The 13,688-nt window shown below is 40.3% G+C and carries 13 protein-coding genes, 14 tRNA genes and 2 rRNA genes; all 29 read right to left on the bottom strand.

Features of this window, described 5'->3' with window-relative positions; genetic code table 11:
• Nucleotides 1-220: 220 nt before the first annotated feature.
• Nucleotides 221-403: a hypothetical protein gene (locus LD272_RS11435; protein WP_226036740.1), complete on the bottom strand. Its 183-nt coding sequence runs from the start codon at nt 401-403 to the stop codon at nt 221-223.
• Between the two features lie 13 nt (nt 404-416).
• Complete coding sequence (locus tag LD272_RS11430) at nt 417-728, bottom strand: hypothetical protein (RefSeq protein WP_226036739.1); 312 nt, start codon at nt 726-728, stop codon at nt 417-419.
• Nucleotides 729-864: 136 nt separating this feature from the next.
• Entirely contained in the window at nt 865-1,605 is a 741-nt protein-coding gene (locus tag LD272_RS11425) for a hypothetical protein (RefSeq protein ID WP_226036738.1), read from the bottom strand.
• A gap of 30 nt (nt 1,606-1,635) precedes the next feature.
• A complete protein-coding gene (locus LD272_RS11420) occupies nt 1,636-1,953 on the bottom strand; it encodes a hypothetical protein (protein ID WP_226036737.1) in 318 nt (105 codons plus the stop codon).
• A 219-nt stretch (nt 1,954-2,172) separates the two neighbouring features.
• A complete protein-coding gene (locus LD272_RS11415; RefSeq protein WP_226036736.1) occupies nt 2,173-2,910 on the bottom strand; it encodes a hypothetical protein in 738 nt (245 codons plus the stop codon).
• 209 nt (nt 2,911-3,119) lie between these two features.
• Nucleotides 3,120-3,332 (bottom strand): hypothetical protein, encoded by a 213-nt coding sequence (locus LD272_RS11410; protein ID WP_226036735.1) that lies wholly within the window; start codon nt 3,330-3,332, stop codon nt 3,120-3,122.
• Nucleotides 3,333-3,435: 103 nt separating this feature from the next.
• On the bottom strand, nt 3,436-4,701 hold the full coding sequence (locus LD272_RS11405) for a YonV family putative phage-derived protein (protein ID WP_226036734.1): 1,266 nt from the start codon (nt 4,699-4,701) through the stop codon (nt 3,436-3,438).
• Nucleotides 4,702-5,026: 325 nt separating this feature from the next.
• Entirely contained in the window at nt 5,027-6,085 is a 1,059-nt protein-coding gene (locus LD272_RS11400) for a DUF3102 domain-containing protein (protein WP_226036733.1), read from the bottom strand.
• Between the two features lie 245 nt (nt 6,086-6,330).
• Nucleotides 6,331-7,170 carry a hypothetical protein gene (locus tag LD272_RS11395; protein ID WP_226036732.1) on the bottom strand — a complete coding sequence of 280 codons (840 nt, stop codon included), beginning with the start codon at nt 7,168-7,170 and terminating at the stop codon, nt 6,331-6,333.
• Between the two features lie 119 nt (nt 7,171-7,289).
• Nucleotides 7,290-7,547 carry a hypothetical protein gene (locus tag LD272_RS11390; RefSeq protein ID WP_226036731.1) on the bottom strand — a complete coding sequence of 86 codons (258 nt, stop codon included), beginning with the start codon at nt 7,545-7,547 and terminating at the stop codon, nt 7,290-7,292.
• A gap of 287 nt (nt 7,548-7,834) precedes the next feature.
• The gene (locus LD272_RS11385) at nt 7,835-8,443 is read right to left on the bottom strand and encodes a hypothetical protein (protein WP_226036730.1); all 609 of its coding nucleotides are present in this window, start codon (nt 8,441-8,443) and stop codon (nt 7,835-7,837) included.
• A gap of 1,471 nt (nt 8,444-9,914) precedes the next feature.
• Nucleotides 9,915-10,298 (bottom strand): hypothetical protein, encoded by a 384-nt coding sequence (locus LD272_RS11380; RefSeq protein ID WP_226036729.1) that lies wholly within the window; start codon nt 10,296-10,298, stop codon nt 9,915-9,917.
• A 600-nt stretch (nt 10,299-10,898) separates the two neighbouring features.
• Complete coding sequence (locus tag LD272_RS11375; RefSeq protein WP_226036728.1) at nt 10,899-11,870, bottom strand: tyrosine-type recombinase/integrase; 972 nt, start codon at nt 11,868-11,870, stop codon at nt 10,899-10,901.
• A gap of 152 nt (nt 11,871-12,022) precedes the next feature.
• Nucleotides 12,023-12,103 (bottom strand) — tRNA-Leu (locus LD272_RS11370).
• 11 nt (nt 12,104-12,114) lie between these two features.
• Nucleotides 12,115-12,188 (bottom strand) — tRNA-Cys (locus LD272_RS11365).
• 6 nt (nt 12,189-12,194) lie between these two features.
• A tRNA-Gly gene (locus LD272_RS11360) sits at nt 12,195-12,269 on the bottom strand.
• 8 nt (nt 12,270-12,277) lie between these two features.
• Nucleotides 12,278-12,352: transfer RNA gene (locus tag LD272_RS11355), tRNA-Gln, on the bottom strand.
• A gap of 6 nt (nt 12,353-12,358) precedes the next feature.
• Nucleotides 12,359-12,434, bottom strand: a tRNA-His gene (locus tag LD272_RS11350).
• Nucleotides 12,435-12,448: 14 nt separating this feature from the next.
• A tRNA-Trp gene (locus LD272_RS11345) sits at nt 12,449-12,519 on the bottom strand.
• A 37-nt stretch (nt 12,520-12,556) separates the two neighbouring features.
• Nucleotides 12,557-12,642, bottom strand: a tRNA-Tyr gene (locus tag LD272_RS11340).
• Nucleotides 12,643-12,654: 12 nt separating this feature from the next.
• A tRNA-Phe gene (locus LD272_RS11335) sits at nt 12,655-12,730 on the bottom strand.
• A 25-nt stretch (nt 12,731-12,755) separates the two neighbouring features.
• Nucleotides 12,756-12,832: transfer RNA gene (locus tag LD272_RS11330), tRNA-Asp, on the bottom strand.
• A gap of 9 nt (nt 12,833-12,841) precedes the next feature.
• Nucleotides 12,842-12,918, bottom strand: a tRNA-Met gene (locus tag LD272_RS11325).
• A gap of 34 nt (nt 12,919-12,952) precedes the next feature.
• A tRNA-Val gene (locus tag LD272_RS11320) sits at nt 12,953-13,028 on the bottom strand.
• A 9-nt stretch (nt 13,029-13,037) separates the two neighbouring features.
• Nucleotides 13,038-13,112 (bottom strand) — tRNA-Glu (locus LD272_RS11315).
• A gap of 14 nt (nt 13,113-13,126) precedes the next feature.
• Nucleotides 13,127-13,218 (bottom strand) — tRNA-Ser (locus tag LD272_RS11310).
• A gap of 4 nt (nt 13,219-13,222) precedes the next feature.
• A tRNA-Asn gene (locus tag LD272_RS11305) sits at nt 13,223-13,297 on the bottom strand.
• A gap of 10 nt (nt 13,298-13,307) precedes the next feature.
• Nucleotides 13,308-13,423, bottom strand: a 5S ribosomal RNA gene (rrf, locus tag LD272_RS11300).
• Nucleotides 13,424-13,564: 141 nt separating this feature from the next.
• A 23S ribosomal RNA gene (locus LD272_RS11295) occupies nt 13,565-13,688 on the bottom strand; the annotation flags it as partial.

Genomic DNA, 13,688 nt, shown 5'->3' with positions numbered 1-13,688 from the left:
AGCATATCATATTTTCAAATAAAAAGTCTGGCGATTTTTCTTGACCTGCTTACGGATAATCCCTTCTTTTATTCAATTATATGGCCCGATTGTTGAAAGATAATCATTCGCAATCTCTGTATTATTAGGCAAAAAAAAGCCGGACAACCCTCGTCAAGGCTGCCCGTAATTATAGAGTTGGTTGCGCGCGAACTTAACTAGCGCACCGCAATACTTCGTGCTATTTATTTATGGCAGGCAAACGGTACTGTACCGACAAGCCTTGCCCGTTAGTCATGGTGAATGAGTTCGTAACCTCGCCGTTCTCCTGCTTGACCGCCTTGATAAACTGTGCGTACTCTTCCGTTGTGAATACCACTCTGTTATATTCGTTGAACGCTTGTACTTGATTCGGTCTGTTCATTGACTTTCCCCCTTTACGCAAACGTGATCGAATTAACTTTAGTATCCGCCTGGTATTTATCGGATAGGCTCGTTTTGATCCCGGCGCTTAACGTAACCGGCAAGTTCACTGTTATGTCGTGAGGATCTTCGCCATTGGTTACTGACTTTTGAACGATATCTTGTAACGCCTCTTCGATAAAGCTAATTATGTCCGTGCTAACGACGGTCGAATAGTTTAATTCTCTTCCGTTATCATAGACTGTCTTTGCTGCTAGTGAGCGATAGCCTCCTCGAGTTTGTGTCTTGTTAAAGTCGTTCATTTCAATATTGGTTGTTAAATTCATAATATAATAATCCCCTTTGTATTGTGGTATTTTGACGGGTTATTGTTCGGGCGAACCGTCCACGCCGGCTTGAACACGGGTATAACTCACTGCTCCAGCGTATCCGATCGCTTTCATCGCAGCGTGTAACATCTAATTATTTTCCGTGGATATTCGAACGATTTTCTTTTGTGAAGTGTGGGTTAATCATCGTTGTTTGGTCGTATGCTAACGTACAACTATCCGGCAAGGCTTTAACTCCTTTCGCAAATATAACTTCTTCGGTATAACCTCCTTTGGATTGTGTGTATATACTTTTAACTCGACTTTCCAACTTTTCGTCACCTTTGACCGCTTGCATAACTTGCGGTAACTCTAACGACAACGCTTGTCTACGTCCGGCACTCATATGCTTCATATCTTCCGCTAATTGGTCTAATGCGTCCGCGCCTTGCCCGAGTAAAACCTCGCTCGCTAATTGCTTGGCGCGAATACTCGCTTGTCTACTGTCATTTTCTGAGATGTGCACGTCTGCGTTTGCGACTTCTTGCGCTGCCTCTTCTCTAATTGAATCTAACATCTCCTTATAGTCCGCTTGCGTCCGGTCAACTTCGGTCTTTAACTCTGCCTTTAACTTTTCGATAGCTTCGTTTTTAAAGTCAACATCTTTGTAGCGCGGATCAGTACTTTCGTCTAATTTCTTAACTTCCTTCTTAAACTTACTGACTGCACTTGATACATTTTTGCTGTACTGGTTGATTTCCGGTACATCGAATTTATAAGCATAACCTGTGTCTAGTGTGCTTTGTAGTTCCGTGCCCTCTAAGTCATAAATCTCATTACCTTTATATCTATTACCTACAGTTGTTACTGATTCAGTTAAAAATACTTTTGTCATTAAAAATCAATCTCCCTTTAGTTTTTTTGTTTATCTTGTTCGCTTGCTTATAGTTGTAATACTTGGTAAATCTACGCCTACGCTTGTTATGTCGCCCGTTAATACATAATCATTATCTTTGATAAACTTATGAATGTACTCGCACGCTACGTTATAGGTGAAGACATCACTCTTGTTCGATTTATACGTTACCTTGAATAACTCTTCACTTGTAGCGCATTCCACGACAACCGCCTTAACACTGCGATTCTGTCTGTTTTCTCGCTTGATCGTTACGGTGCCAATTACTACCCCTTTATCCTTTACCGTGTCGTCTTGTATCTCGCCTTTCCTTCCGAAAATTCCCACTCGTTCGCCCCCTCTCGCGCTTGCCATGCTTAACTGTTGAGTAATGAAACGGCCGTCCTCTTGGCGGTCGCCATTTCTTGACCGGCTTCACTAAGTGAACTAAGACCTTTCTCCATACAATAGCGCGATATCCTCGCCGGTTGCCGGTCTGAAAACGTCGTGCTCGGCTTAAATTCGAGTTGTCTGAGTTAATATCCGGTTTTACTTCCTCTTCCTCGATCATGCGTTCACTTCCTTACTGTATAAGCCTTCGATTTGGTAATACATCGCCTCATCGAATACCTCGCTAGTCGATTCTTTATGTTCTGCTGCCTCTTCCGCTAATAAGCGCGCCTCTTCGTGCTTGTCCTCGTAGCCGTCATTGTATATCCGTAAAACCCCCTGATATTTTATATTTACTTGGTCTGGCGTTACCCCAACGGCGGTTACGGTCGCCCTCTCGTTCGGTTTCAACTTCGGAAGGAGAAACGTTGCGATTGCTTGCGCCTTCTCCCGACGATTTAACGGATAATCGAAGTATGTCGAGTAAATTGCCCCCGTTCCATTTCCTGCCTTTTGCGTGATCCCTATTACCGTGTCCGTGTCGGTTGTTTCCGTAAAGGCGAAATATTTAATTAATTTCGTTCGCTCAATCCTCCCGTGTCCATGCTTAAATTCGTATTGATCAAAACTGCCTTCGAAGTCTGCCGTAACTACTCGCAAGTTAGGTAATACTAACGAGGCGCTATCGTAAATTCCGAATATGCTTTCAGGTGTACCGTCCGATAATCCTTGCCTTAATACTTCACCGTTTCTACCATTAGTTAATCGATATCGACCGTCTGCGATTGTTAGCGTTAGTTGTTCTTGTAGCAACGGCGCTCTTTCGCCTTCTTTTGATTCCCCGATCAACCGGCTATCGGATAACGTGTTATAATTGATGGTGTGTTCTCGATAAATACAGTTAAATTTTGACATCAAATTACCCCCATTTGTTTTTTTTTAGTTTCAATCGTTGCTGCGTTTGCCTCCCGTTCATAGTCTCAACTCCTTCATTAAAAGGTGAATATCGTATTTACCGTTATTTTATAGGCTTATAACCCTATTATTTAACCCTTTCTATCACCGATAGTGTACTAGGTATAAATAACATTTTAGCCTTGAAAAACAGGATTATAATCCGGTTGTTATCGAGGTCTAAAAAGCCTAACCTGGTTCTTATCTACGTTACCGTCAACGCTAATTACTCGACCGCTTCCATCGGTTGTCTTATTTGCTATTACTGCATATTCTAGTAGTTTACGGATATGAGGCGGATAGGTCGAATATATCCGCCAATCGCCGTCAATCGCGCTATAATTGTAGACTGTTTCTTGTTCCACTCTCTCGTAGTAACTCATGTTTTAATTCCCCCTTTCACTTAACTAATACCAAAACAATTAAAGTTTATGGGACATTTTTTTGTAATTTCCAAAATAAAAATGCCTCGCGTTTAGCTAACGCCTATATTTCATAATTAGCCCACTGCTTTAATAGTTTTCTCATACGACTAGACGGCAAATATAACTCGACTTCCTTTCCGTTTCTGATTTGTGAACGATATATCCACTGCAACAAGTCACTAACTGCCAATAAATCGTCATTAACCTTTATTTTGTTGTCCTGGAAGAAGACTTTTATATCTTGTTGCATGTAACGGTTAAACACGTAAGCCAGCGCCCATTTGTGCGCGTAGTCGTTGGTTGCTCTTGTGTTATGTGGTATAACGACTTTTGGCGTTGTGTCCTTTTGTTGAGCGGTCCTTTTTGGCTCTTTATATCCTCTAGGTTGTATAATGCCTTCAATCTCTTTTAACGTTGAGTAGTAAACGTCATCACGTTTCGCCTCTACAACATTTTGAAAGTAGTTCTTTAGGTTTTTTTGTATCTGCTTCAAAAAGTCGGTTTCTCCTGACTTATTAATCCGTTTTAGATACATGACGCCTAGCGCATTCTTACGCTCGCCAATGTCATTCATCTTGCCGTCATATATGTTAATCAGCGCTAATAATTCCGCCCTATTTTCACTCTTAACGTTATAGTCTGCTAACTCGTAGCGATCGCCTACTCGCTTGACTGAACGATACTTATAAGTAAAACCGTACAAGTCGAAGTAATACCGTTGTGTTTGTCCATCAAACAAATACGTCATAACTGTTACGTCGTCAACCGCGTTGAAAACACTCGGCGGAAATGCCCAAACTAGAAACTTGCCGCGATAATAGAAGAGGTTGCCGGCTTGTGCAATTAACCGTATATCCATGTAACGGCTGTTGTCGTCCGCGTCGCCCGTCCATACCACCTTACCGTCGTTTATTTCAATGTCGCCGGCTCGTTCTAACTTCCTTATGTCGGACGATTTAACGCTTACCGGCGCGACACAATCCATCACTTCGTCAAGAATTATCTTATAACCGCTGTCGGTTAATAGTTCGATTAGTTCATCGTCTGCCGTCTTGAAGAGCGAGTGTGTAGACGCTATGTCCGCCCCTTGTACGATAAGTTCCTTTAAGCTACGTAACTTGCGACCCTCGTTGTTTGCGTTGTTCGGTTCCTTGAAACTACGACCGGTTACGCCTTCCTTAATACGTGCTACCTCGTCAAGAAACGGCGTTATATAGATAAACTTGTCTAGCGTGCTTGCTTCGTTCATCTGTTGTATTGCCCATTGCGTTTTACCGCTCCCCATGATCGAGTCGATTACATTTATTACCTTGCGTTCATCCGTCATTCAATCCATCCTTTCATCCGTTTAGGTTCGTGCTACGTGTTCCGTTTCATTACGTTTTCAGGAAGTTACCGTCCTAAAATTATTTCAAAACGTTGATATGACGGTGGTTATAGCGCCTCTTCCTTAAAAAGAAAAGGTACACTTTTTATCGTTATATAGCGTTACTCTAAACCCTTGCGCCTTCATTTCATTCAGCCGCTATTTGTCAAATACCTTTAACGGAAATACTTGTATGATAAAGTCAATCCGATATAGTAGAATAGCAATCGGTCTATGATTGCAGACGGTCTATTCCTTGGCTTGCTCTAACATACTTCAAGCCGTTTCATTCCTTTAGTTCATCGTAAGCCTTGATTACCATGTCGAATAAGTAAGCACTACCGCCTACATCCGGGTGTAATATCTTTACTAGATGGCGGTAACGTTTCTTAGTTTCTGCTGGTGTTACATTTTCCGACAAGTCCAGTATTTTCATAGGTGAACCATTCTCGGCGTTCACTTTCTGTGTATTACTACCGCTAAAAAAGTCATCCCATTCATATCTGCCTTTGCTTCCCTGTTCTTTTTGACGCGAGTATTCTTGTTCAAATTCGTCTAATCTGCTGTAAATCTCGTTTACAAGGCTCTTTAACTCTTCGTAGTTAACGGTTTCGTCCATCTCATAAAGTTTGACAAATAGTTCGTACCCCTCTGTACTTGCTTTAATATGATGTGACTTCAATAAAATCACGGATACTTTGTACATTATTTGTTTGATAACGTCTATGTTTCCTTCACGCGAGCATAAACTTGTTAATAACTCGATGTTATCTACTTCTTCCGTTTCGTAAACGTTTTGCATTATGCCCTGTTGCCACTCTGTTAGTTTTCCTATCTCTATCGCCTGATCGTAACCTACTCGATCCGATTCAATTTCTTCCGTAAAAAATTCGGTCAGATTTTGCAACGCCTCTACAGCACTCTTTATCTTCGACGAACTTGACTGCTTACGACTTCTTTTGGCCTTCTGTTCCGTCGCTGGCGACGGGTTTGCTTTTCCTTTAAATTCCTTCACCCGTTCCCTAACAACCTTTTTTGTGGCCGTTTTTGCTTCGCTTAACAGTGAAGTCGGATCCGTTTCGATAGGTAACGAAAGTAATTCCGTTAGTTTACTAATAGGTATGCCCTCTGCTTGTGGGATTCCGTTAAATCGTTCATATATCTGTATATAGCGTTGTGCCGTACGTGGATTGTATCCGACCGATTCAACCCATCTCGTCCACTCTCCGCGTTCAATTTCGCTGTCTCTTACCGTTTTTAATATGCGACCTATTTCAAACGTTGCGCCGGCTTCAATTTGTTGCCATTCAATCAACTCTTTTTTAGATTCATTAAGATTAATCAATTCGTAACATCCCCTTTTTGTTTTTCCTTTTTTAAGAACTAATACCGTCCTCTTTACTTAACTAATACCAATCGAACACTATTTGTGGGACATCAAACGCAAAAAAGCTCAATCCTATGTTAATAAGATTGAGCCCTTCTACCTGTTTCGTGAGACACAAAAAAACACGACCGTCGCTAACCGATCGAGCTTTCCATATTAGTTCTATTTAATTGAGCAAACTGAGTAATTAGTAAGATAGTTAGTTAAGGAATATACTTATTTACTAAATTAGCGTCCTCAAATGCTTCTACTGTGTATTCTCTATCATCTATTAGTTTCTTTAACGTTTCAAGAAGATCACCGTTAATTCCTTTACTCTTTTTCTTTATCATGCTAACAAATCCCCAAGAACCTTTTGTGTAAATCTGGATGTTGTATTTCTCGTCTTTTCTAAGTGTATTTATGGCATCCATCATCCCGATAATCATGGCACGATTAGAAGTTTCACCTTTCATCTTCATTGAAGAGTCCTTGTGAGTTCTTCCAGTATCCCTTTCAATTAGTACATAGTCATAGGAACTTGGTTTTCCATCTTCAAGAAAGTATTGATGTCCACTAACAATAATTATCACATTTTTGAGGTTATTGGATAAATTAGCTATTACTATTTTTCTATCATCATTATCATTTAGAAGTATCTTTTTTGCCTCTCTCTTCAGCCTTCTAATTATCACTGTACCTTCATCATTGTCCAAACAAACAGAGAATGAAATTTGATGTTCTTTATTCATGATCTCTTTTGCTCCATCACAAAGTTCCTGCGAAATATACCTATTAGGTTTCCTTACAGGTTTATTAAAATAGGTATCCATACCTTGCTGCAAAGCAAAAGCTTTCACGGTAGACGGCTTAGTCAATTTTCTGACAGAATCAATAACGCCTTGGATAAGAGCAGCTTTTACCGCGCCAGGATTGGTTATGCCCGTCACTCGCTCTTCTTTTGCAATTTTTCCGTCTTTTAACGCCCTTAACAAAGTTGCGTGGGCAGATTTTTTGTTTTGAGGATCAACAGCAACCCCTATATATATGTGTACCTCAATCATTTGACCACATCCTATAAATTTCAAATAATTATTTTTAGCACAGTACGAAAACAAACGAAACACTTATCGAAATAGAAAAGACACCCTGCGAAGAGTGTCAAAGCATTATTCTAATTTTGCTATAGCCTCTTTATGTGGAATTTATGAATTTGATTTTCTGTTTTAATATAGAGGTCTGCAGCTTCTTCTTCCGTTATACTAAATTCTTTACTAGCCATTAGAGCCACTAGCGAATCAACCGATTCCACTTCATAGTTATCTCCATCATTAGTTAACTCTTCATACTTAGAACGCATATACTTATAGACCTTAGTTTGTACTATCGGCAAGGAATTGATAAACTCCTCAGTACCAGTATCTCTATCCTTATCTCTCAATATATCCACTCCCTTCTGTCACTTATTTCGACAAAAATACTACAAACCCCTTTTATTTCCTTTCAATACCACAAAATTTACGAATATAGGCGATTCTCTGACGTTGAGAGAAGAAAAAGGACGTTAACATGTCGGAGTAATAACGGAGAACCTTTTGCACGACAAAAAAAAACCACCGTGAATTACGGCAGGTAAAACTTACATAAAAATAGCATTAAAATAACTAAATTAAAAGATATTATCTTCAAGTTCTCTGTATCTTGGAAAATAGAAACTATATTAAGTGATTATTTCAATTCCTGATTAAGGATCCCCAAGAATTCTCTTATACTTTTAACGTAATCTTGACGTTCTGCTAAATAGTAAATAAAATCCGGTTCATAATTATCTTCAACTTTCTTCTGCACTATTTGAATATCTTTTTTAATATTCTCTACTGCTTTCTTATAGACACTTAGTTTATCTTTTTCATCGAAACGGTTTAATAATTGTATATCACCGTTTTTACTCACTATACCGTTGAAGTTTGGTGTTCCACTATTATTATCTTCTACAACTATACTTTCATATAATTTCTTAGGTAAATTGAGAATAAATTCATTGTTATGTATTTGGAGTTCAGCAACAATATCCTCTTTTTTAGCAAATACTGTAACATTATCAAAATTAGATTGCTTTTGAAATATAGTTTTTAGTCCTTTTCCCTCAAAGAAATTTGTGAAATCATTAATACCCTGGTCCATGGCCTCCTTATGCCTACTTTGATACAATGGTGATCTTTCTAGCATCCTAAATTCTTGTAAATATTGTCGATACAAGGAAACTATTTCACTTTCAATTTCTTTAATCTCATCCTCTTCATAACTTCTATTGGCAATATCATCAAAGTACCCCAAATTCATTCAACTCCCTTATCATTTTTTTATACTTTCGACAAATAAAGAGTTAATACCTTTTATTTATTAAATTTCTTTCGTATTGATGTGTAAAGCTAACTTCACGTCATGAATCTTTCTTTTTCGTATTCTGTGACGACTTTCTACTATAATATGTCGATAGTTTTTGTAAAAAATAGACGTAAAAATACGTACACATAATTACACGTATATGCAATGTTAGGGTTGCGAATGAGTGGCGGTTAGGGTGCAATTTTTGCCGGACGTGCCGTCCACGATGCACAGCCACCGGAAACATCGAGGGGATAGAACATAACCTTGCCATTCAAGTGGCAATCGTTTGTTTGATTTCACGGCCAAGACTCCGAGTATTCATTCATCCGACTGTATGACGCAATGTATATCGTTGTATATATTATTCAAAAACAGTTAACATAATCAAAGTTATTGGTAGTTAACCAATCTTATAAACATTTATATAACAACGTTTCACAACTACCCGAAAATTATCATTTATGCACGTTTTTATACATCGTATATATACCGCCGTTTCTAGCGTCTGTTACTACATGTGAAATCGCCAAGAAATGTATAACCGATTCACTGTCGTTATGTATGCGGAATGTATAAATACAGTATATCTGAACATCAAAAATAACCCCAGGGGGCATATTTTCAACCGACCGCCTGCGGGCGAACAATCAATTCTTACAAAATTTAAGAAACCGAGGGTAAACGGAATTACTGCCAATAGCCACTCGTAAACTTTTCGTTTTCTGCCATGTCCTATTGATTAGTCATTTCGTTTAGCTTTTCGACTGCTGGGTTAACCGATGCCACCACAATCAACAAACAAGTCGAATTTTTTGTGCGTTATGACGTTAAATTACTATAATTAGGAAATAATTGGTAAGGAGGACCACCAGTTACAACGTTAACTATTTGTTTACATCCGTATATATGAATTGTTATAATTAAAAAAGAAAGTCGCCAGCTCCAACTGGACGACTCAAAACATCTGTTTAAAAAGTGATTCCGACTATCTGTTGGAGTCATTTTTTATTTTTATTGTAGCAACTGCGGTAACACACACTAGCACAACCTGGACTATTAGCATTAATAAATCGATTACGATATTTAGTGTATCAACCAACTTCGCCATCCTCTCCCTACAGTATTTCGTTTATAGTTCCGTTTTACTATGCTTGTCCATCCCCTCTCTAAACTCTATTATACAATACAACTTTAGATATTGTTACGTGGACAATTCCGACAAAATTCGACAAAATATGTATCGTTACTATTATATTACTCTATCTTTGTTAAGATTTTAATTATATCAAGAAAAAAGTTTTTATATTTTTGATTACTTTTCAATTATGGCTATATGTGCTATTACCACAAAACATAAATAATATTAAGCCAATACGTAAACAACGCTCGCAACTGTAAATGTCAACAACTCTCCGAGCTAACTCAACGTCATTAATTCGTCGTACATATCGTCTAAATAGCTGTCAAAAACACCGTTAAAGTATCCAGGAATATTACGGATCTTCTTTGTCTTGGTAGCGTTAAAAGTCGTATAGATTGCACGGATAGCAACGTTCATTAACTCGTCGTCCTCGTATGCCTTGCGTAGTGCCTTTGTCTGCCCTAAATAAACGCCATATAGCTTTGATACGGTCGACTGGGCTCTGTGGTTGTCGTTACCTATAAATTGCATTACCGCCGTCTTGAATCGATTGTACGGCGTGCTTGAATACGTATTACTTAAATGCTTGCTAGTTTTAAGAATAATACTAGCTTTACGGGGCTTCAATCGGTAAACAACTTTTTCCTTTACCGTTGCCACTTCCGGCGTTTTCTCCGATTCCGTGGGGGTGTCATTAGTGTTATTATTTACGACAACTTCGCCCACTTGCACCCGTTGAAAGATCCAAACGTTGCTCGACTGGCTGCCGTCGTGCCTTTCCGATGTTTCTACTTTTAGTATGCCTAGCTTTACGGCTTTACGTCTCATACGGTCAAACGTGCTTTCGCTTACGCCGTAGCCGTTGCCTATGTCGTTGATTGCTTTTAATATGTATCGTTTGCTTGCGGTTGCAACGCCCGGCACCTTAACCGACAAGCGAACAAGGCGTTTGAATGCGATTAGTTCTGATTTCGTAAACATCGCTTTATGGACCGCTAAGTGTTGTTCGATATTATTGTTAAAGTCCTTAACGCTTTTAAAGTTTGAATACTGCTTAAATTTCGATGTGTTGTCGATTAGAAAACTAAATTTCATGTCGTTCATACCTCCGATTTATAAGAGGCGCAATCACACGAATATACGTTCGGTTTAAGGCATATAACGAAATAAGCCTTGCATTCCGATTCTTTTTTCGATACAATAACGTTACCAGTACGTGTGTGTATCGAATTATATTCGTTGCATGCACTCTTTTTTTGTCTAAAAATCAAAATTATTTAACGGACTAAACCCCTTATGTTTTTCTGCTACTTCACTACTGAATAAATTTACATAAACTCGAACCATCTCCATTGACGAGTGACCAAGTATTTTTTGGACTTCGAAGATTCCGGCCCCGTTCATAATCGCTAACTTAGCAAAGGTATGCCTGATGGTATGGGCGCTACATCGAACGCCTTTTATTCCGGCTAGTTTCCCATACTTCGGGATAACCTTTTGAAGGCCGGCTCTAGTGAGTGCCGTTTCGTCTATGGTTACGAATAAATGATCCGTTTCGCATGTACCCCGTAATTTTAAGTAACGGCTCAACTGTGCTTTTGTTTTTGCCGTAATCGGTACGTATCTATGAAAATGGTTTTTTGTATTTCGGATAAATAGAGAACCTTCCGACAACTTTACGTCCTCTACCAATATCCCGGCTGCTTCGTTTAATCGGATACCCGTATCTAATAACAACAACATAAACGTATAGTCACGTTGACCCGTGAAAGTCCGCATATTTGGCGCGTTGAATAACTGCCGTAATTGCTTATTACTAAACGTTGATATGTTCGCTTTACGATCTTTTAATAGCGGATACTTTTGCATAGGGTTTTCCGAAATAAACTTTCTATCGTATAGAAAATTGAATAGTGTACGGATTGCCCGTAGTTTCGTGTTTATTGTTACGGTCTGCAAGTGCCGCCGTTGTTGCATGTCTTCGATAAACTCATCAATATGACGACGTAAGACCTCGTTAATAATGAGCGAGTGTTCTTCGCGCGCTAGGTAGTTTCTGAAATCGTTACACTCTCGCAAGTAATATTTAATCGTAAACTCGCGTAACGCCTTCCGTTTAGCGTCCTTAATAAATATCGTCATAGCCTTATCAAATGGCAAAATTTCGCTTGTCAACGTCTTTTCTATAACGTCTAACTCAGCACCTTGTAATTCGTTCTTGCGTCTAGTCAATAAAAATAGCGCCCCCTTCCGTAAGTTTCGGAAAGAGACGCTAAGGTTGCTCGTATGGTTGCACGACTAATTTACGTTAAATATAACAAAAAATAGCGGCGTTCCAACGAGGATTAACTCGCTAGAACGCCGCTATAATAACGTTTATCTAGTACCGGTGGCCGGGGTCGAACCGGCACTCCAGAGGAACACGATTTTGAGTCGTGCGCGTCTGCCAATTCCGCCACACCGGCATAATACTATATGGAGGCGGTAACCGGATTTGAACCGGTGATAAAGGTTTTGCAGACCTCTGCCTTACCACTTGGCTATACCGCCATAATTTGGAGCGGAAGACGGGATTCGAACCCGCGACCCCCACCTTGGCAAGGTGATGTTCTACCACTGAACTACTTCCGCAGGAAAAATGGCTGGGCTAGCTGGATTCGAACCAGCGCGTGACGATACCAAAAACCGTTGCCTTACCGCTTGGCTATAGCCCAATTTCATGGGGCGGCTGATGGGAATTGAACCCACGTATGCCGGAATCACAATCCGGTGCGTTAACCCCTTCGCCACAACCGCCATAATTAAAAAAACAGGGGTAGTAGGAATCGAACCCACACCGGAGGTTTTGGAGACCTCTGTTCTACCTTTAAACTATACCCCTATGATAATTAAAAAACTAAAATATATGAGAAAATAAATGGTGGAGGGAGTAGGACTCGAACCTACGAACCCGATGGGAGCGGATTTACAGTCCGCCGCGTTTGGCCAACTTCGCTATCCCTCCACTATTTAAAAGTGGTGGCTCGGGACGGAATCGAACCGCCGACACACGGATTTTCAGTCCGTTGCTCTACCGACTGAGCTACCAAGCCATAATTGTTACGATATATAAAAAAGTGGCGGTCCGGACGGGACTCGAACCCGCGACCTCCTGCGTGACAGGCAGGCATTCTAACCAACTGAACTACCGGACCAATTTTTTTTGGTTGCGGGGGCAGGATTTGAACCTGCGACCTTCGGGTTATGAGCCCGACGAGCTACCAGACTGCTCCACCCCGCGATAATGTGGGAATAACCTACAATAATAATTTAAATGGTGGAGGATGTAGGGCTCGAACCTACGACCCCCTGCTTGTAAGGCAGGTGCTCTCCCAGCTGAGCTAATCCTCCATATTAAATTGGTGACCCGTACGGGATTCGAACCCGTGATACCGCCGTGAAAGGGCGGTGTCTTAACCACTTGACCAACGGGCCGATATATTTAAAAGTGGCGGAGAGCGAGGGATTCGAACCCTCGAAACCACGTTAGCAGTTTACACGAATTCCAATCGTGCTCCTTCGGCCACTCGGACAGCTCTCCATTATGGCTCCACAGGTAGGATTCGAACCTACGACCGATCGGTTAACAGCCGATAGCTCTACCACTGAGCTACTGTGGAATGGATATATGCCTGGCGGCGTCCTACTCTCGCAGGGGCAAAGCCCCAACTACCATGGGCGCTGGAGAGCTTAACTACTGTGTTCGGCATGGGAACAGGTGTGACCTCTCCGCTATTGCCACCAGACTAATTGAGTTACATCCAAATGCATTTTTAATTTTTAGTGACAACAAATATTATACCTGTTTTTCAATAAAAATCAAGGGGTAAATTCATTTACACCTTCAAAACTAGATAAGAAGAACAAGACATCAATCTTTATAATTTTTAGTTAAGTCCTCGATCTATTAGTATTCGTCAGCTACACGTGTCACCACGCTTCCACCTCGAACCTATCAACCTCATCGTCTCTGAGGGATCTTACTCATTTAAAATGATGGGAAGTCTCATC

The sequence above is a fragment of the Aquibacillus saliphilus genome, assembly GCF_020404745.1.
Lineage (GTDB): Bacteria > Bacillota > Bacilli > Bacillales > Amphibacillaceae > Aquibacillus > Aquibacillus saliphilus.
The sequence above is the reverse complement of the archived record's forward strand: the minus strand, read 5'-3'. Positions and strand labels throughout refer to the sequence as shown.